The organism is Pseudomonas sp. 05N432 (assembly GCF_056396945.1).
The window spans coordinates 1-17,228 of sequence record NZ_JBFTMM010000035.1 but is presented as its reverse complement, the minus strand read 5'-3'; the positions used below and the strand labels follow the sequence as shown (position 1 = coordinate 17,228).

Sequence of the window (17,228 nt, the reverse complement as noted above, 5' to 3'; positions counted from 1 at the left end):
GTGTCCATCAGGGGGCATCGCCTACGGTCTGCTTCGCGACGACCTCCTCTCGATGTGTCCGGCTGCGCCGTACGGCGCTGCGCGCCCACCCCCTGATGAACACCTCCACTCGGCCTCCCGAAAGGGGCGGGTGGATCAAGATCAACAGCGGCAGGCGAGCTAACGCTCGGCCTGTTGAGTGGTGAAGGCGAGCCACTTCATTGTGGGCGGTTGATATCCGTAGGAGCTGCCGAAGGCTCGGGGCGCGTTCGGACGATCTTTTGGAAGCTGGCATCAAACAACAGCGGGAGACCGCGCTTGCTTGAACGATCCCACATAGCCGTTTGTCTGCAATGCATCAGCCTTGAATGCTCGCTGTCCGGTCAATTGGTTGTACACCTTTGCCCTGCGGTGGCTATTCGCGTAACCGCCCATCGCTGACACCGTCCCGCTCTGAATATGGTCCAGATAACGGAATATCGTGCGTGGCGAAATAAAGCCGATCTTGTAGTTCAGCGCGGCCATTCGATCTTGCAGTTCGTAACCGGGATTGCGCCCATCCATTTGAAAGCGCAGGCCGTGTTGTTTAACCAGGCGCACGTTCCACAGGGTGCAGAAGCTTTTCAAGTGAACTTCCCTGAACGGTTTCGGTGCCCGAGCATTCAACCCCAGGGCCAGCAAGCTGCGCCGGGTGTAGTGCTTGAAAAACCGCGATGTCAGGCGCCAGGCCGTTCGGGCTACACCTCGGTTCAGCTGTTCCAGGCAGCCGACCGCCGCCACTTCTTGCGGGCCAGTGCACTGGCTGAGCATCAGGCTGAACACCGCCGGGTCGTAAATGAACGTGTCGGTGTGCAATAAAAACAGGTACTCGGTTTCAACCAGCTCCAGGGCAAGATCCAGGGCCCGGCCATGAGCAAAACTCCCGGCTTCAGGGCCGTTGCTTTTGCGTTCGATCAGGTTGATCCAGTCGAGCGTGCGCAGGTATTCGCTGCTCGCATCGTTCGAATAGTTGTCCACCACAAACACTGGCACGCCAGCTGCTTGCACATGCTCGCGCAGCAGTTGCAGGCAGGTTCTGGTCAGTTCAAGCGATTTGTAGTTGACCAACACGATGCTGTAGTTGGCCGGGGTCGAAAGTGGGCGCGTCATAGGTTATTTAGCCTCGAATGCTGCCTGAACTTCAGGCGTGCGCTCATCCTGGAGAGGTCAATCTTTCGGCCTGTTCTCGGCGGGATAAATTTTTTGACAGGGTTGTTTCTGATCACGATGTGCAGGGAGGCGGGGGGAAGTTCTGGGGCGGCGAAAAAAGCCTGTTCTCCGAGCGAAAAGCATCGTAGCTTACGCGCCATAACTACAAGGACGTTTAGGGGTTTGAGTGGGAGTTTATCGTCTGCTGTTGGCCGTTCTGGTGGCTGTTTCTCATATGGGCAAGACGATTGCGGGGCTAAATCCCGGCGTGGTTGCCGTGATTTCCTTCCTGATTATCAGCGGTTTCGTGATGACCTCGCTGATCGAGCGCAACTACAAGGCACCGGAGAAAATCGGCCTGTTCTACATGGACAGGGCCTTGAGGCTCTACCCCCAGTTCCTGTTCTACTTCTTTGCCTCCTGCGCGGTGATCTATTTCCTCCTGCCCGGCACGCCTCAAGCTGCTGAGTTGACGCTCAGGAACATCGCCGTGAGTCTACCTATCGTCCCCCTTGGCTTTTACATGTTCGGGGCCGCCGGATCGGAGATCTTGCCGCCGGCCTGGTCGCTAGGGCTTGAGATGTGTTTTTACCTGGTGATCCCTTTCCTGATCATCTACAAGGCTCGGGGTGTTGCGTTTGTCCTGTCTGTTGCCGTTTTCATGGCTGCATGCCTTGGCTACATCAACACCGACCTGTACGGCTATCGGCTATTGCCGGGCGTCCTGTTCATGTTCCTGTGTGGCAGCTACCTGTACAAACCACAGGCGAAGGGGCTAACGATCGCTGTCGGCACCGCCCTGGCGGCGGCTTTGATATTCGCGGCCATCATGGCGGGATTGATAGAGCGCCGGCCATTCAATGCGGAGGTGACCGCCGGCATAGCGTTGGGCGTGCCTGCCGTGTACTTGCTGACAAAGCTCAAGTTTCACCGGGTTGACGAGTTCCTCGGGAACATCAGCTACGGCGTGTTCCTGAATCACTTTGTGGTGATGTACTTCCTGCGTGCCTTTTGGCCAGTCGCCTACGATGGGCACATCGTTGCAGCAGTGCTGACCCTGTCGTTCCTGTTGAGCGGCGTTTCGTACTACTACGTTGAGCAGCCGGCCCTGAAGCTGCGTCATGCGCTTCGAGCCGGCGTGCGGTCGGGTGTGGGTCAATCGCAGGGCCGCGAAGTGGCGGCTTAGTGCGTGTGGTGGTTGGAGAACACCTTGCTTGTAGCCGCCGAAACTCAGCGCACCAGGCAGGGTTTCTTGTTATCGAAGGTCCAGCCCGGAATCATGAACTGCATCGCCACGCTGTCGTCGCGGGCGCCGAGCCCCATGCCTTTGTAGAGTTCGTGAGCCTTGGCGACCGCATCCATGTCGATGTCGACGCCCAGGCCGGGCCGGGCTGGAACCTTGATATGACCGTCGACGATTTGCAGCGGCTCCTTGGTCAGGCGTTGCCCGTCCTGCCAGATCCAATGGGTGTCGATTGCGGTGATATCGCCCGGTGCAGCCGCCGCAACCTGGGTGAACATCGCCAGTGAAATGTCGAAGTGGTTGTTGGAGTGAGAACCCCAGGTCAGCCCCCACTCATGACACATCTGCGCCACGCGCACCGAGCCTTGCATGGTCCAGAAGTGCGGATCGGCCAATGGAATGTCCACTGACTGCAGCTGGATGGCATGGCCCATTTCGCGCCAGTCGGTGGCGATCATGTTGGTCGCGGTTTTCAAACCTGTGGCGCGGCGGAATTCAGCCATGACTTCACGGCCCGAGTAACCGTTTTCTGCGCCGCATGGGTCTTCGGCGTAAGCGAGAACGTGATGCTGATCGCGGCACAAACGGATGGCTTCTTTAAGCGACCATGCGCCATTCGGGTCGAGGGTGATGCGCGCATCCGGGAAGCGCTCGGCCAAAGCAGTAACAGCTTCAATTTCTTCATCGCCGCGCAGCACACCGCCTTTGAGCTTGAAGTCGTTGAAGCCGTATTTGGCCTTGGCGGCCTCGGCCAGGCGCACGATGGCTTCAGGCGTCATCGCCTGTTCGTGGCGCAAGCGGAACCAGTCATCGGCATTGGGTTCGCTGCGGTACGCCAGATCGGTCTGGTGACGGTCGCCAATGTAGAACAGATAGCCGAGCATCTTCACCGCATCGCGTTGCTGGCCTTCACCGAGCAAGGCCGCCACCGGGACTTCGAGGAACTGACCGAGCAAGTCCAGCAGGGCCGCCTCCATGGCGGTCACCGCATGGATGGTGATGCGCAAGTCAAAGGTTTGCAGGCCACGGCCGGCCGAATCGCGGGCAGCGAACGCACTGCGCATGGCGTTGAGGATGCCTTGGTAGTTGCCGATCGGTTGCCCGACCACCAGGCTGCGGGCGTCCTCCAGCGTTTCACGAATGCGCTCGCCACCGGGGACTTCACCGACGCCGATATTGCCGGCGCTGTCCTTGAGAATGACGATGTTGCGGGTGAAGAACGGGCCGTGGGCGCCGCTGAGGTTCATCAGCATGCTGTCATGGCCGGCAACCGGGATGACCTGGAGGCTGGTGATCAACGGGGCTTTGCCGGTGTGGTGCAGGTGTTCAGTGTTCATGTTCAATTCCTGTCTTGTCAGTTCGAGCCAAGCGCCGATCAGTGCGATTTACCGAGCACGGGGTGGTGAATGTCCGTGTTGGTGGTGTCCGTTACCGTGGGTTTGGTCTTGGCGAAAAACACCAGCAGCGCGGCAATGATCGAGGTACCCGCCAGGCCATATAGCCCGCCCTGAATGGAGCCGGTGGTTTGTTCCAGAAAGCCGAAGGTGGTGGGGGCGACGAAGCCGCCGAGGTTGCCGATGGAGTTGATCAAGGCGATGACTGCGGCAGCGATTCGGGCATCGAGGTAGCCCTGGGGAATCGGCCAGAACAGCGATGAGGCTGACTTGAAACCGATCGCCGCAAAGCAGATGGCGATAAACGCGAAGATCGGTCCGCCCGTGGTGGACAGGAACATGCCCGCAGCGGCGATCAATAGCGCAGCGGCAACCCAGGCCTGCTGGAACTTGAACTTGCCCGACAGTGCGGCGAAGGCATACATGGCGACAATCGAAATCAGCCAGGGAATCGAGTTGTAGAAACCCACCTGAATGTCGCTGAGGTCGCCCATCTTCTTGATGATGCTGGGCAGCCAGAACGTGGCGGCGTAGATCGTCAGTTGAATGCAGAAGTACAGCGCGCAAAACAGCATGATCTGACGGTCCTTGAGCAGCTTGCCCAAGGTCGGCTTGACCGTGTGGGCGGCGTCGCGCTCACGTTGTTCGCGGTCGATTTCGCCCACCAGAGCATCCTGCTCTTCATGGCTCAGCCACTTGGCGTCATGCGGTTTGGAGTCCAGCCAGAACCAGACAAAGAAGCACAGGAACACCGACGCCATGCCTTCGATGATGTACATCCACTGCCAGCCATGCATGCCCAGGCCGTTGATTTGCAGCAGCACGCCGGATAGCGGGCCTGAGATCAGCGAGGCGAATGCCGAGCCGCTGAGGAAGATCGCGATGGCTTTACCGCGCTCGACGCCGGGCAACCAGCGAGTGAAGTAGTAGATGACGCCCGGGAAGAAGCCGGCTTCGGCCACACCCAGCAGAAATCGCAAGATGTAGAAGTGGGTTTCGTTCTGGATGAAGGCCATCAGTGTGGCGGTAATGCCCCAGGTGAACATGATCCGGGTCAGCCAGATGCGCGCCCCGACTTTTTGCAGCAGCATGTTGGAGGGCACTTCGAACAGCGCATAACCAATGAAGAACAGACCGGCACCGAGCCCGTAAGCCGCGGCACCGATGCCCAGGTCGTGTTCCATGTGGGTGCGGACGAAGCCGATGTTGACGCGATCGATGTAATTGACGATGAACATGATGACGAAGAGCGGGAGCACATGGCTCTTCACTTTCGAAATGGCGCGCGCCAGGACAGGATTGTCCGGCGAGACGGCAGGTGCGGCGCTTGAGTTGCTCACGGTTCATGACTCCCACTGATTATTGTTATGCGGGTGTGGTGCTGCAGCGTTGTTTTGCGACTTAAGTTGCCAGTCATCATACAAGTGAGATTTTTGAGTCGCAATACGAGCCTTGCGACAAAATGGCTATAAAAACTTGGTTTGTAAGATTTAAATGGATGTAAATGACGTGTTTTAGGCGGTTAAGGCTCTATTTTTACTCGACGTTTCAGTTTTAAAGATGAGCATTTCGCTCGTCATGCAAACGAGGCAGTCGAATAAAACGTCTGAAACAGCTATGTTGTCTGACATGTTGAAGCGCAAAATCAGCACCAGGGCGAATACCTCCCCTGTAGCAKCTGGCGAAGCCGGCGTTCGGCTCGGTCCGCGTTCGGGCGAAGCAGTCGTAAATCCTGCCTCCACGGTTAACCTGAAAAAACGCGGTGTCTGATTTTACGACCGCTGCGCGGCCGAACGCCGGCTTCGCCAGCTGCTACAGGAATGTGCCGAACCTGACATCGCTTGATTGGCCGACATTGAGGCAAGGGCAGTCCATTGATCGACGGTAGTAGTATTCTGAAGCCTCATTTGAACGGGTCGGACCACATGCAAAACGAATCCAGCGGTTCAGGCCGCAAGCGTGCGCCTGGCCTGGCGCACGACATTGTCGCCGAGCTGACTCAACGCATCCTGCTTGGGCAGATCGCACCGGGTGAAAAACTGCCTTCCGAATCCACGATCGTTCGGGAGCACGGCGTCAGTCGCACCGTGGTTCGCGAGGCCATTTCCAAGTTGCAGGCGTCCGGTCTGGTTGAAACCCGGCATGGCGTGGGAACGTTTGCCCTGGAGCGTGACGCGCATCAGGGTTTTCGCCTGAGCAGCGACACCGCCATCAGCGTGCGGGGGATTCTTGAACTTCGCCTGGGGCTGGAGACGCAAGCCGCAGCCCTGGCCGCGAAGCGTCGAACCGAAGATCAGCTCGTCCGGATGCGCCAGGCGCTGGACGACTATCAGAACTCGTTGGCCAATAACGACAGCAGCGTTGAGCCCGACATGCGTTTTCACCGGTTGATTGCCGAAGCTACCGGGAATACGTACTTCACCGACATCATCTATCACCTCGGTAACTCGGTCATACCGCGCACGCGGATCAACGCGCAGGAGCGGGGTGACACTGACCTGATGAAGCTGGGTCAATCCGCCAGTCTGGAGCACGAAGCGATCTTCAATGCGATTCGCCGGCAAGACCCCGACGCGGCCAGAGCGGCCATGTTGCTGCATTTGAGCAACAGCCTGGAGCGTATGGCGGTTGAATGACGCCGTGCTGCGTCACCTCAAACCAGCAATCGCAGCGTATCAAACAGCTGCCGATCTTCCTTCTTCGCCGAACGCGCGTGGCGTCGAATCACCTGTAGCAGGCAATCGGTAAAACACAGCGCCGGATTGCTCAACGAGCCGTTGCGGCGAGTGACGATGCTCAGCTGCCGCGGTTCGAACTGCTCGCTCAGGTTCACGGACACCAATCGGCCGAGGAAGGGCGAGGCGGTGCTGAGGATGGTCGGCCCCCAGGTGCACATGTCGGCCCGTTCCAGCATCATTTGCAGGATCGCCAGTGAATGGGCGCGCACGATGCGCTTTTCGTCGATCTGCGCGTTGTGCCTCCAGAACAGCTCCTGCATCAGCGCATCGTGGCCGTCTGGCGCGTAGTTGAGGGTCCAGTCCTGGTCCAGCAGCTCGTGAATCGACCGGGCGTTCTGTCGCGGATGACCTTGGCGAACCAGCACCGAGGTCTGGTATTCGAGCAGGGTTTCGCAGGCAAATTCCGCAGTCGCTTGTGCCGGGTGAAGCTGGCCGATGGCGAAATCCATGCTGCCGTCGCGCAGCAGCGGCTGGGCCACCGCCATCAGGCTTTCGAACAACTCCAGATGAATGTCCGGCATGCGTGCCCGAAAAGCCAGGACCACTTCGGGCAGGAAGGTTAACGCGACCCAGGGCGTGACCCCGACGCAGAGGCGCCCCTGGGCCTTGCCGCGCAGGTGATCGAGTTCGGTCTGCGCATGTTCCAGTTGCTTGAGCACCAGCCGTGCGTGCGTCAGTAGCACCTTGCCGAATTCGGTGAAGTTCAGGCCGCTGGGAGTTCTGACGAACAGCGGCAACTGTTGTTCGGTTTCCAGCTCGCGCAGGGCTTTGGTCACCGCGGCCTGGGAGATGTCCAGCGAACGCGCGGCGGCGCGGATGCTGCCGGTCTCGGCGCTGGCAATCAGGGCTTGTAATTGATGCAGTTTCATCTGCTCACCGTGGTGACAACTAATGGTTGTCATCATAACCAAACTGCGCCTCCCCAGCCTACGGCCCATTCCCTAAGATCGACCCGACAGCGCCCACGTTGAATCGCCGGCAGCTGAATATTCTTATCGAGGAGCACACCCATGAATGCTGGTCATATCCTGCCAGGAATCGCGGCGCTGCAGGATGAAATGATCACCCTGCGTCAGCGCATTCACGCGCATCCCGAGCTTGGCTTTGAAGAGTTCAGCACCAGTGAGCTGGTGGCGCAGTGTTTGACGCAGTGGGGGTATGACGTCAGCACCGGCGTGGGCCAGACCGGTGTGGTCGGGACCTTGAAAAATGGCGAGGGCCGCTCCCTCGGGCTGCGCGCAGACATGGATGCGCTGCCGATTCAGGAAGCCACCGGGTTGCCGTATGCCAGCCGGATCGACGGCGTGATGCATGCCTGCGGCCACGACGGTCATACGGCAACCTTGCTCGCGGCGGCTAAATACCTGGCGCAGACGCGGGAATTCAACGGCACGCTGAACCTGGTGTTCCAGCCGGCCGAAGAAGGGTTGGGCGGTGCGCAGAAGATGCTCGAGGACGGGCTGTTCGAACGCTTCCCGTGTGATGCGATTTTCGCCATGCACAACATCCCGGGCTATCCCGCCGGGCAGTTGGGGTTTTACAGCGGGCCGTTCATGGCCTCTGCCGATACCGTCACGATCAACATCATCGGCACCGGTGGCCATGGCGCGGTGCCGCATAAGGCAGTCGATCCGGTGGTGGTCTGCGCGTCGATCGTGATCGCCCTGCAGAGCATTGTTTCGCGCAACGTCAATCCGCAGGAAACGGCGATCATCACGGTCGGTTCGATTCATGCCGGGAACGTTTCAAATGTGATTCCCGCGTCCGCCGAAATGATCCTGAGCGTACGCGCCTTGACGCCTGAGGTTCGCCAGTTGCTCGAACGCAGGATTACCGATCTGGTCAACGGCCAGGCGGCGAGTTTCGGCGCGCGGGCCGAGATCGATTATTACCGTTGCCATCCGGTGCTGATCAACGATCCGGAGCAAACCGCGTTCGCCCGTCAGGTCGCACGGGAGTGGTTGGGCGAAGGGCAACTGATCGAAGACCTGCGGCCCTTCACCGCCAGCGAGGATTTCGCGTTCATCCTGGAAAAATGCCCCGGCAGCTATCTGGTGATCGGCAATGGCCAGGGCGAGGGCAGCTGTTTGCTGCACAATCCCGGTTACGACTTCAATGATGCCTGCCTGCCAATCGGCGCGAGCTATTGGGTGAAGTTGGCCGAGGGTTTTCTGCGTTGAGGCGCACTCTTTTTTAACATCACGGTTATACAAAAAACGGTCGGTAACCCGACTCGGCGAACCCCTGGAGGACAATAACAATGAATAAGATGATCGCGGCGGTTTCACTGGTTTTCTTGACGGCATCCGGCCTGGCCGGTGCGGCCGACTGGTCCGGCAAAGTGTTGAGGTTGGGGATTGACCCGACGTACCCACCGCTGGAATACAAAAACCAGGATGGCACGCTGACCGGCTTTGGCGTCGACATCGCCGATGCGCTGTGTGCAGAGTTGCACGCTAAATGCGTCTGGGTTGAAAGCAGCTGGGACGGGATGATTCCGGGGCTGCTGGCGCGCAAGTTCGACGCTATCGCGTCATCGATGACCGTCACCCCCAAGCGTCAGGAGCAGATTGCGTTTAGCGACAAGGTCTCCAACGCGCCGGCACGCTTGGTGATCAAGCGCGGATCGGACCTGCAGCCGACCGTCGAGTCGCTCAAAGGCAAACGCATCGGCGTGGAGCAGGGCTCGACTCAGGAGGCTTTTGCGAAAGCCGTCTGGGGCAAGCAGGGGGTAGAGATTCTTTCTTATCAGAATCAGGACCAGGTCTACGCTGACCTGGTGGTTGGGCGCCTCGATGCGTCGTTGCAGGGCTCGATTCAGGCCAGCTACGGGTTTCTGAATAAACCGGTGGGCAAGGACTACCAGTTTGCCGGCGGCACCCTGGACAACCCGGACTTCTTCGGCGTCGGTGACGGCATCGGCGTGCGCAAGAGTGACGTTGAGCTGCGCGAAGACCTGAACAAAGCCCTGGCGACCATTCTCGCCAACGGCACGTACGCGAAGATCAACAAAAAGTACTTCGACTTCGACATCTACGGCGCGAAGTAAACCCGCTCGGTTCGAAACAACAAAGATCTAATGTGGGAGCGAGCCTGCTCGCGATAGCGGTGTGACAGTCGACATTGATGCCGAATGTAAAACCGTCATCGCGAGCAGGCTCGCTCCCACACTGGATCTGCGTCATTGCAGGCGCCGGTTATTACTTGCCAAGCGCCGCCGCCAGCAGCGGCGCGGCCTGTTCATCCGTCAACGCAGGGTGAATCTCCATGGCCAGCAGGTCGCTCCATTCGAGCACCCATTTCTGTATCAGTGTGACATCACTGGCTTCTGCAACACCAAAACCGGTCATGCGTCCTACGGCATGCCAGCGTCCCAGCATCTTGACGCCTGCGGGTGGGGCTCCGCCTGTCTTGAGAAAACGTTCGATTGCGCTATTACGACGTTCCGGAGTGATTGACCAACTGACGATGTAGAGCATCTGCCACCTCCTGTCAGGGGCTGGCACCGGTTTTTCTCTGCGCGCACAAGGTGGGTGCCGCGACCCTGGCCACGCATCTGTTTTTCAGCGCCTCCCTCGGCTGACTTGATCGACAGCTCCCATGAGAAGGCATAGCAGCCTGCTGAACGGGGCGTATGACCGCTGATCTTCTTTACCGCCTCAGCAACAAATCCCGGGCACTACACTATTCGGCAAGGCAGGTTTATGTTGGGTCATCGAGGTCATTGAAGAGGAGATCCGTCATGCAAGGTTTTCTGGTGATTTTCTTTACTCAGCAAAACCGCCGTCATCACGGAAAAATGCTCGGTGACTGGCTCATTGATCTGGCAAAGGAAATGGGTCTGCACGGGGCCACTCTGGCAACCGGTATCGAAGGCTTCGGGCATTCCGGGAAACTGCATTCCGCGCATTTTTTCGAGATGGGCGATCAGCCCGCCGAGATCCGCCTGGCGATTACCGAAGAAGAGTGCACTCGCCTGTTCGAGCGGCTCGAGGCCGAAGACATTGCTCTGTTTTACATCAAGGCGCCGGTTGAATTCGGAATCGTGGGCAAAAGGGCCGAGCCGTCCGGCCACGAGGGTTGATAACGCTGGCCGAGCCAGGAAGGCGCCGACGTCTAAACTCAGCGGTGTAGCCCGGTCCTGGGGGCATTCGTCGAATGTGCCTTTGCCAGCACCGGTACCCGCTTTCCATTTATCCGTTTTTTGATCAGGATGCCCGCGATGCTGCATATCAGAACACCCTTGATACTCCATCCGGGGCTCTCGACGCCCAGCCGGCGCATCTGGCTCAAGCTGGAAAACCTGCAACCCAGCGGTTCATTCAAGCTGCGTGGCATGGGCCTGCTTTGCACCCGCGCGGCCGAGCAGGGCATGAAGAAAGTGGTCTGTCCGTCCGGCGGCAATGCCGGCTATGCGACGGCAGTGGCCGCCGCGGCGCTGGGGCTGCAAGCGAGCATCATCGTTCCGCACACCACCCCGGAAAGCACCCGGGCGCGAATCGCCAAAACCGGGGCACAGGTGATCGTGCACGGTCAGGTGTGGGACGAGGCCAACCAGTTGGCGCTGGAACTCGCCAATGCGCCTGATACCGAATACGTGCCGGCGTTCGACCACCCGACGCTGTGGGAAGGGCACAGCACGATGATCGATGAAATTCTGCAGGACTGCCCTCAGGTCGACACGATCGTGGCGTCGGTGGGCGGGGGTGGTTTGCTGGCCGGGATCCTCACCGGCCTGGAGCGACACGCCCGGCTGGATTGCCGGATCATCGCCTGCGAAACCGAGGGCGCAGCGTCATTCGACGCTGCGGTCAAGGCCGGGCATCCGGTCAAACTCTCCGAAATCAACACCGTTGCCAGCTCACTCGGGGCGCTGCAAGTTGCGCAATGGCCGGTTGAGCACATCCAGCACTTCCCGCACACGTGTGTCGTGCTGACGGATGCCGAAGCCATCATGGGCGTCGTCCGTTATGCCGATGACCTGCGTCAACTGGTGGAACCGGCGTGCGGTGTCTCGCTGGCCGTCGCGTATCTGGATCACCCGGCGATTGCCGGTGCCCATGATGTGGTGATTATCGTGTGTGGCGGGATCAGCATCAGTGCGCAGAAGGTTGCCGGCTGGCAGAACCTTTGACGTCACGGGTTCAGGCTGGCGTCAGGCGCAGTCGCCAGCAGCCGTTGTAGCGTAGTTCGACGGCGGCCAGCGGTTCGACGTCAATCGTGTTGAACTGCGCGGGCGGGCATTGCATCACGTGCATCAGCGCGGCCCGAATCACGAACGGGTGAGTGACCGCAAGGATGTGCCCCGGTTGGCTGACCAGGGTCTCCAGCCACGTAGCGATCCGCTCGCACAGTTGGGCCACTGATTCACCGCCATGCGCAGCATGGGTGCTGTCGCTCAACCAGGCGTGCAGCAGTTCGGGTTCGTCTCGTTGCAGGTCATCGATCCGCAGCCCCTTCCAGCGACCTAAATCACAATCGCGCAGGGCCGGAACAATTTCCATGTCCGCGCCAAACAGCGCGGCGGTCTCTCGGGCCCGGGCTTCCGGTGCGCTGAGCAGGCGTGGCGCTCGTTTGAAACGCTTGGCCAATGAACCTTTTGCGTTCTGCCAATCCATTTCCACTGACTCATCCTCGGCAAAGCGCGCCAGTTTCTGGGCTGCTGTCCGGGCGTGACAGATCAGGGTCAAACGGGTGCTCTGCACTGGAAATCTCTCAGGTTGTGTTGGGGGGACGCGCGTCGCGAGGCGGGAAGAAAGGCCCGGAACCGAATGGTTCCGAGCCTGTCGACGCGCGGGTGTTTTTAGCTGATGACCTGATAGCAGGGCACATACTCTGCGCCACCCGGCAGTTTCATGCGGTGTTGCGCGACAAACGCTTTCAGCAGTTTGTCCAGCGGTTGCATGACCGCCGCGTCGCCGTGGATCTTGTAAGGACCGTATTTCTCGATCAGGCGGATGCCCTTGTCCTTGACGTTACCGGCAACGATGCCGGAAAACGCCCGGCGCAGGTTTGCCGCCAGTTCGTGCGGTGGCAGGTCGTGGCGCAGTTGCAGGCTGGCCATGTTTTCGTGGGTTGGATCGAACGGGCGCTGGAAGCCTTCGTCGATCTTCAGCAGCCAGTTGAAATGGAACGCATCGTTGCGCTCGCGACGGAACTGCTTGACGTCCTTGAGCCCTTTAGTCATTTGCCGGGCCACCTGGGCCGGGTCGTCGATGATGATCTCGTAGTGACTCTGCGCGTCTTTGCCCAGTGTCGCGCCAACGAAGGCGTGCAGTTGCTGCAAGTACGGCTCCGCGCTTTTCGGCCCGGTCAGGATCACCGGGAAGGGCAGGTCGCGGTTGTCCGGGTGCATCAGGATCCCGAGCAGGTAGAGGAACTCTTCGGCGGTACCGGCGCCGCCCGGGAAAATGATGATGCCGTGGCCGACGCGGACGAAGGCTTCCAGGCGCTTTTCAATGTCCGGCAGGATCACCAGTTCATTGACAATCGGGTTCGGCGCTTCAGCCGCAATAATCCCGGGCTCCGTCAGCCCCAGGTAGCGGCCGTGGGTGATCCGTTGTTTGGCATGGGAAATGGTCGCGCCCTTCATCGGGCCTTTCATCACCCCGGGCCCGCAGCCGGTGCACACATCCAGACTGCGCAGGCCGAGTTCGTGGCCGACTTTCTTGGTGTATTGATATTCCTCGCTGCTGATCGAGTGACCGCCCCAGCACACGACGATTTTAGGCTCCACGCCGGCACGTAGGGTGCGGGCGTTGCGCAGCAGGTGGAAGACGTAGTCGCTGATGCCTTGGGACGAGCTCAGGTCGATGCGCTGGCTGTCCAGTTCGTTCTCGGTATAAACGATGTCGCGCAGGGCGCTGAACAGCATCTCGCGGGTGCTGGCGATCATTTCGCCATCGACGAAGGCGTCTGCGGGCGCGTTGAGCAGCTCCAGGCGGACACCGCGATCTTGTTGATGAATGCGAATCTCGAAGTCCCGATAGGCTTCCAGAATGGTCTTGGCGTTGTCGACATGGGCGCCGGTATTGAGGATGGCCAGGGCGCACTGGCGGAAAAGAGAGTAGATGCTGCCTGATCCTGCGGCGCTCAGTTGCTGAACTTCGCGTTGGGACAGCGTCTCCAGGCTGCCTTTTGGGCTCACCGAAGCATTGATAACTTGTCTTGCGGTCATTCGATATTCCCTGAGAACGATGTTATCGAGCCCGACAGGCTCAGTAGCATCAGGATAGTCAGTGCCAGAGCGATCGTGCTGCTTTCATCTTCTCCGGCGACCGGGCATGAATGCAAACATCATGGCCGGTGCGCGCCGGATGGTTCGTTTGATGATGAACCGGACAGCCATGAAACAGGATTCCTGGCAGGTGGGCAATTGGGTTTTTTTCTGCGGGTGTCTGGACTTGGCGTAGAGCGAGGGATTTTTGCGAGGGCAGGAGTGAGGAGCCGGCTCGCCGTCTTGAGACTTTGCGCAATACTCAGTGGCACGTGAGCGGCAATCACCACGAAGAGGACGACAACCATCATGAAGAAGGAAACGCTCGGCGCAATTGAAGGAGAGCAGGAGGGCTCTGCCTCTCAATTGATAGAGGCGAGGATCAAGGAGCTGGGGGATTGGCGCGGTGAGACGCTTGCTCGGGTCCGGGCGCTGATCAAGCAGGCCGTTCCTGACGTGGTCGAGGAATGGAAGTGGAGAGGGGTTCCGGTATGGTCGCACGGCGGAATCATCTGCATCGGTGAGACGTACAAGCAGGTCGTGAAGATGACCTTCGCCAAGGGCGCTTCGCTGGAGGACCCTTCAGGTCTCTTCAACTCCAGCCTCGAAGGCAACACCCGGCGTGCCATTGATATCCACGAAGGCGACAGGCTTGATGAAAAAGCGTTGACGGCGCTCATCCATGCCGCCGTGGCGCTCAACACGTCGGTGCGGGCGGGCGCTCGCGCCAAATCGGCTGGATGAGCGGCCCTGCGGGATCAGGCTTCGCTCATCTGCACAAAGTGCCAGGGCGAATAATGTAAAACAGTTTCTAAAAGTCGCTGCTAGTCTTGGTAGATATGTCGCCAGATCGGCGCTGTTTGCGACTCCATTTGAGTTGCCGGTTAACCATGGGGGATTGAGCCAACACACGTCGTGGTGGTCGGGGGGATTTTACCGGCGCGTTGCCGGCAGGGCAGGCATCATGGGTAGTTCGCAAACTATTCACCCGATCTGGCTACGGCTGACCCACTGGATCAACGTCATCGCCGTGGTCATCCTGGTGATGAGCGGCTGGCGCATCTATAACGCCGCGCCGATTTTTTCCTTTCAGATTCCCGCCGGTATCACCTTGGGTGGCTGGTTGGCCGGTGCACTGCTGTGGCACTTTGCGGCGATGTGGATACTGTTCATCAACGGCATTGTTTACCTGCTGCTGAATATCTTTTCCGGGCGCATCGTCCACAAGTTCTTCCCCATACCTCCCCGCGAAGTCCTGCATGATTTCCTCGCCGCGCTCAGAGGCAAGCTCGCCCATGCGGACTTGCGGCACTACAACACCCTGCAAAAGCTCGCCTACCTGTTTGCCGTGCTCGATCTCGTTGTGCTGGTGCTGTCGGGGCTGGTGATCTGGAAGTCAGTGCAGTTTCCGTTACTGAGGGAGCTGATGGGCGGTTATGACTCGGCGCGCATCGTGCATTTTGTCTGCATGGCGTTGCTGGTCGCTTTTACCGTGGTGCATCTGGTGATGGTGGCCCTCGTGCCACGCACCCTGATTGCCATGCTGCGGGGGCGCTAACTCATGAACAGAACGACTGGAAAAGACCGGATGGATGATCCCGCCATCATCAGATCGGTGGCGCAGGAGCTTGAATTGCCTGCGCGCCGGCAATTTCTTCGGCATGCCTGGACGCTGGGTGGGATTGCCTTGCTGACAGGTTGTCGGCTGGATGACAGCGACTCGGTGGAGTCCATGCTGAAAATGGTCTCGCGCTTCAATGACAAGGTTCAGGCGGCGCTGTTCGATCCGGCCCGATTGGCACCGACCTACCCCGAGTCGATGATGACGCGCCCGTTTCCATTCAATGCCTATTACGACCGCAACGGCATTCCGGACATCGAGGAAGATGAGTTCTCACTCACGGTGGGTGGTCTGGTCCAGGACAAACACAGCTGGACCCTCGCCGAGTTGAACCAGTTGCCGCACACGACTCAGGTTACGCGGCTGATTTGCGTGGAGGGCTGGAGCGCCATCGGCAAATGGGGTGGCGTGACCTTTTCGACTTTTCTGCAACGTGTGGGCGCCGACACCCGTGCCAAATATGTCGGGCTCAAATGCGCGGATGACTATTACACCAGCATCGACATGCCGACGGCCCTGCACGCGCAAACGCTGCTGACCCTGAGCTATGACGATCAGGTATTGCCACCGGAATACGGTTACCCCCTGCGCCTGCGTATGCCGACAAAGCTGGGCTTCAAGAACCCGAAACATGTGGTGGAGATTTTCGTGACCAACGATTACCCCGGTGGATATTGGGAGGATCAGGGTTACAACTGGTTCAGTGGCAGCTGAGCAATCGGCTGTTCTGAAACGCGGCGCATTGCCGCTGTCCTTAACGCGAACTGCACAGGAGTAGTGACATGAAGAAGCTGATTGCTGCGGCGATTGCTGCCGTAGTCCTGGTGGTGGCCGCCCCGTTGTTTGCGGCGCAAGCCAATACGAATGACATGTCCAAGGATCAGATGGACAAGGACACGATGAAAAAGGACACGATGAAAAATGACGAAATGAAAAGTAATGCCGCCAAGACCACCAAGCACCACTACAAGACCAAGGGCGAGAAGACCAAGAGTGCCACCATGAAGAAAGACAGCATGGAGAAAGGTGGCGCGATGAAGAGCGAGGGCATGGAGAAAAAGGACGAAATGGGCAATGACACGATGAAAAAATATTAAGGCGCCCGGTCGCTTCAGCAGTGGATCACGTGTGGTCCTGCCCAGGACATGCCAGGGTCATCAGTAGCTGCTGAGGCACCAGAACAGCTGTCGGTCATGGCGTCAGGAGTGGCTCATTCAGAGTGCGCAAAAAGTTGCGCACCTCAACCTCGAAAAATCACCTATAAAATCGCTGCAGGCCAGGTGGTCTGTGGCCTACAGACGAGTGCGCAAGAAGTTGCGCAGTACTGCGCAACTTCTTGCGCACTTTGGCGAATCTTCCTACACAAAAAACGGAGAGATGCACGGGCAAGTCCGCTGAAGCCCTTGATAAATAATGGCCATATGATGGCTGGCACGACTTTTGATATCTCCGTCGGCACCTGGCAGGCAATTGTGCTTGCTGGTCCCGACTTTTTAGCAAGGAGAGCATCCATGGCTACGCCAGCGTATATGTCCATCACCGGCACCAAACAAGGTCTGATCACCGCCGGTGCATTCACCGCTGATTCGGTTGGCAACACCTACCAGGAAGGTCACGAAGACCAGGTCATGGTTCAGGGTTTCAACCACGAAGTGATCATCCCGCGTGACCCGCAGTCCGGCCAACCAACCGGCCAGCGCGTTCACAAGCCAGTCAAAATCACCAAGGTTTTCGACAAGTCCTCGCCACTGCTGCTGGCTGCCCTGACTTCCGGCGAGCGTCTGACTTCTATCGAAATCAAGTGGTACCGCACCTCGGCTGCCGGCACCCAAGAGCACTACTTCACCAC

Annotated in this window: 18 protein-coding genes; 11 read left to right on the top strand and 7 right to left on the bottom strand. The window is 59.0% G+C overall.

All coding sequences use genetic code 11. The features are described from left to right. Window positions 1-273 precede the first annotated feature (273 nt). A complete protein-coding gene (locus tag AC1DHT_RS28870) occupies window positions 274-1,128 on the bottom strand; it encodes a glycosyltransferase family protein (RefSeq protein WP_427542947.1) in 855 nt (284 codons plus the stop codon). 226 nt (window positions 1,129-1,354) lie between these two features. On the opposite strand from AC1DHT_RS28870, the gene AC1DHT_RS28865 reads away from it, so the two are divergent. Then, the gene (locus AC1DHT_RS28865) at window positions 1,355-2,353 is read left to right on the top strand and encodes an acyltransferase family protein (RefSeq protein WP_427542944.1); all 999 of its coding nucleotides are present in this window, start codon (window positions 1,355-1,357) and stop codon (window positions 2,351-2,353) included. A 44-nt stretch (window positions 2,354-2,397) separates the two neighbouring features. Here the strand turns inward: AC1DHT_RS28865 and gudD are convergent, their stop codons facing one another. Both gudD and AC1DHT_RS28855 read right to left on the bottom strand, forming a co-directional pair. Then, window positions 2,398-3,747 (bottom strand): glucarate dehydratase, encoded by a 1,350-nt coding sequence (gene gudD / locus AC1DHT_RS28860; protein ID WP_427542941.1) that lies wholly within the window; start codon window positions 3,745-3,747, stop codon window positions 2,398-2,400. A gap of 38 nt (window positions 3,748-3,785) precedes the next feature. Next, window positions 3,786-5,144 (bottom strand): MFS transporter, encoded by a 1,359-nt coding sequence (locus AC1DHT_RS28855; RefSeq protein ID WP_427542938.1) that lies wholly within the window; start codon window positions 5,142-5,144, stop codon window positions 3,786-3,788. A 585-nt stretch (window positions 5,145-5,729) separates the two neighbouring features. Here AC1DHT_RS28855 and AC1DHT_RS28850 point away from each other — a divergent pair. Beyond that, entirely contained in the window at window positions 5,730-6,440 is a 711-nt protein-coding gene (locus AC1DHT_RS28850; protein WP_427542935.1) for a FadR/GntR family transcriptional regulator, read from the top strand. Window positions 6,441-6,457: 17 nt separating this feature from the next. Here the strand turns inward: AC1DHT_RS28850 and AC1DHT_RS28845 are convergent, their stop codons facing one another. After that, entirely contained in the window at window positions 6,458-7,447 is a 990-nt protein-coding gene (locus AC1DHT_RS28845) for a LysR family transcriptional regulator (RefSeq protein ID WP_427542932.1), read from the bottom strand. 105 nt (window positions 7,448-7,552) lie between these two features. Here AC1DHT_RS28845 and AC1DHT_RS28840 point away from each other — a divergent pair, with 105 nt between their 5' ends. Both AC1DHT_RS28840 and AC1DHT_RS28835 read left to right on the top strand, forming a co-directional pair. After that, entirely contained in the window at window positions 7,553-8,722 is a 1,170-nt protein-coding gene (locus tag AC1DHT_RS28840; RefSeq protein WP_427542929.1) for a M20 aminoacylase family protein, read from the top strand. A gap of 80 nt (window positions 8,723-8,802) precedes the next feature. After that, on the top strand, window positions 8,803-9,591 hold the full coding sequence (locus AC1DHT_RS28835) for an ABC transporter substrate-binding protein (protein WP_427542926.1): 789 nt from the start codon (window positions 8,803-8,805) through the stop codon (window positions 9,589-9,591). 151 nt (window positions 9,592-9,742) lie between these two features. Here the strand turns inward: AC1DHT_RS28835 and AC1DHT_RS28830 are convergent, their stop codons facing one another. After that, window positions 9,743-10,021 carry a DUF3303 domain-containing protein gene (locus AC1DHT_RS28830; protein ID WP_103316019.1) on the bottom strand — a complete coding sequence of 93 codons (279 nt, stop codon included), beginning with the start codon at window positions 10,019-10,021 and terminating at the stop codon, window positions 9,743-9,745. A 263-nt stretch (window positions 10,022-10,284) separates the two neighbouring features. Here AC1DHT_RS28830 and AC1DHT_RS28825 point away from each other — a divergent pair, with 263 nt between their 5' ends. Further along, the gene (locus AC1DHT_RS28825; RefSeq protein ID WP_427542923.1) at window positions 10,285-10,626 is read left to right on the top strand and encodes a DUF190 domain-containing protein; all 342 of its coding nucleotides are present in this window, start codon (window positions 10,285-10,287) and stop codon (window positions 10,624-10,626) included. A gap of 138 nt (window positions 10,627-10,764) precedes the next feature. Continuing rightward, complete coding sequence (locus AC1DHT_RS28820; RefSeq protein ID WP_427542920.1) at window positions 10,765-11,676, top strand: pyridoxal-phosphate dependent enzyme; 912 nt, start codon at window positions 10,765-10,767, stop codon at window positions 11,674-11,676. A 10-nt stretch (window positions 11,677-11,686) separates the two neighbouring features. Here AC1DHT_RS28820 and AC1DHT_RS28815 read toward each other — a convergent pair whose 3' ends face one another. Together AC1DHT_RS28815 and ppnN are read right to left on the bottom strand one after the other, a co-directional pair. Beyond that, window positions 11,687-12,247, bottom strand: a complete 561-nt coding sequence (locus tag AC1DHT_RS28815) for a histidine phosphatase family protein (protein WP_427542917.1) — start codon at window positions 12,245-12,247, stop codon at window positions 11,687-11,689. Window positions 12,248-12,345: 98 nt separating this feature from the next. Further along, window positions 12,346-13,719 (bottom strand): nucleotide 5'-monophosphate nucleosidase PpnN, encoded by a 1,374-nt coding sequence (gene ppnN, locus AC1DHT_RS28810; protein ID WP_054598071.1) that lies wholly within the window; start codon window positions 13,717-13,719, stop codon window positions 12,346-12,348. 348 nt (window positions 13,720-14,067) lie between these two features. On the opposite strand from ppnN, the gene AC1DHT_RS28805 reads away from it, so the two are divergent. The 5 genes from AC1DHT_RS28805 to AC1DHT_RS28785 all read left to right on the top strand — a co-directional run. Then, window positions 14,068-14,502 carry a DUF1801 domain-containing protein gene (locus tag AC1DHT_RS28805; RefSeq protein ID WP_427542913.1) on the top strand — a complete coding sequence of 145 codons (435 nt, stop codon included), beginning with the start codon at window positions 14,068-14,070 and terminating at the stop codon, window positions 14,500-14,502. A 220-nt stretch (window positions 14,503-14,722) separates the two neighbouring features. Further along, entirely contained in the window at window positions 14,723-15,316 is a 594-nt protein-coding gene (locus AC1DHT_RS28800) for a cytochrome b/b6 domain-containing protein (protein WP_427542910.1), read from the top strand. A 30-nt stretch (window positions 15,317-15,346) separates the two neighbouring features. Next, the gene (locus tag AC1DHT_RS28795; protein WP_427542907.1) at window positions 15,347-16,093 is read left to right on the top strand and encodes a molybdopterin-dependent oxidoreductase; all 747 of its coding nucleotides are present in this window, start codon (window positions 15,347-15,349) and stop codon (window positions 16,091-16,093) included. Window positions 16,094-16,161: 68 nt separating this feature from the next. Continuing rightward, window positions 16,162-16,476, top strand: coding sequence for a hypothetical protein (locus tag AC1DHT_RS28790; protein ID WP_427542904.1), 315 nt, complete (start codon window positions 16,162-16,164; stop codon window positions 16,474-16,476). Between the two features lie 414 nt (window positions 16,477-16,890). Beyond that, window positions 16,891-17,228, top strand: a 338-nt coding sequence (locus AC1DHT_RS28785; RefSeq protein ID WP_477761576.1) for an Hcp family type VI secretion system effector, incomplete at its 3' end; no start/stop codon positions are given.

Excerpts from the sequence above, each read along its gene's own strand:
- AC1DHT_RS28870 (WP_427542947.1), bottom strand. The coding sequence starts at position 1,128 with ATGACGCGCCCACTTTCGACCCCGGCCAACTACAGCATCGTGTTGGTC.
- gudD (WP_427542941.1), bottom strand. The coding sequence starts at position 3,747 with ATGAACACTGAACACCTGCACCACACCGGCAAAGCCCCGTTGATCACC.
- AC1DHT_RS28850 (WP_427542935.1), top strand. The coding sequence starts at position 5,730 with ATGCAAAACGAATCCAGCGGTTCAGGCCGCAAGCGTGCGCCTGGCCTG.
- AC1DHT_RS28845 (WP_427542932.1), bottom strand. The coding sequence starts at position 7,447 with ATGATGACAACCATTAGTTGTCACCACGGTGAGCAGATGAAACTGCAT.
- AC1DHT_RS28840 (WP_427542929.1), top strand. The coding sequence starts at position 7,553 with ATGAATGCTGGTCATATCCTGCCAGGAATCGCGGCGCTGCAGGATGAA.
- AC1DHT_RS28835 (WP_427542926.1), top strand. The coding sequence starts at position 8,803 with ATGAATAAGATGATCGCGGCGGTTTCACTGGTTTTCTTGACGGCATCC.
- AC1DHT_RS28830 (WP_103316019.1), bottom strand. The coding sequence starts at position 10,021 with ATGCTCTACATCGTCAGTTGGTCAATCACTCCGGAACGTCGTAATAGC.
- AC1DHT_RS28825 (WP_427542923.1), top strand. The coding sequence starts at position 10,285 with ATGCAAGGTTTTCTGGTGATTTTCTTTACTCAGCAAAACCGCCGTCAT.
- AC1DHT_RS28820 (WP_427542920.1), top strand. The coding sequence starts at position 10,765 with ATGCTGCATATCAGAACACCCTTGATACTCCATCCGGGGCTCTCGACG.
- ppnN (WP_054598071.1), bottom strand. The coding sequence starts at position 13,719 with ATGACCGCAAGACAAGTTATCAATGCTTCGGTGAGCCCAAAAGGCAGC.
- AC1DHT_RS28805 (WP_427542913.1), top strand. The coding sequence starts at position 14,068 with ATGAAGAAGGAAACGCTCGGCGCAATTGAAGGAGAGCAGGAGGGCTCT.
- AC1DHT_RS28800 (WP_427542910.1), top strand. The coding sequence starts at position 14,723 with ATGGGTAGTTCGCAAACTATTCACCCGATCTGGCTACGGCTGACCCAC.
- AC1DHT_RS28795 (WP_427542907.1), top strand. The coding sequence starts at position 15,347 with ATGGATGATCCCGCCATCATCAGATCGGTGGCGCAGGAGCTTGAATTG.
- AC1DHT_RS28790 (WP_427542904.1), top strand. The coding sequence starts at position 16,162 with ATGAAGAAGCTGATTGCTGCGGCGATTGCTGCCGTAGTCCTGGTGGTG.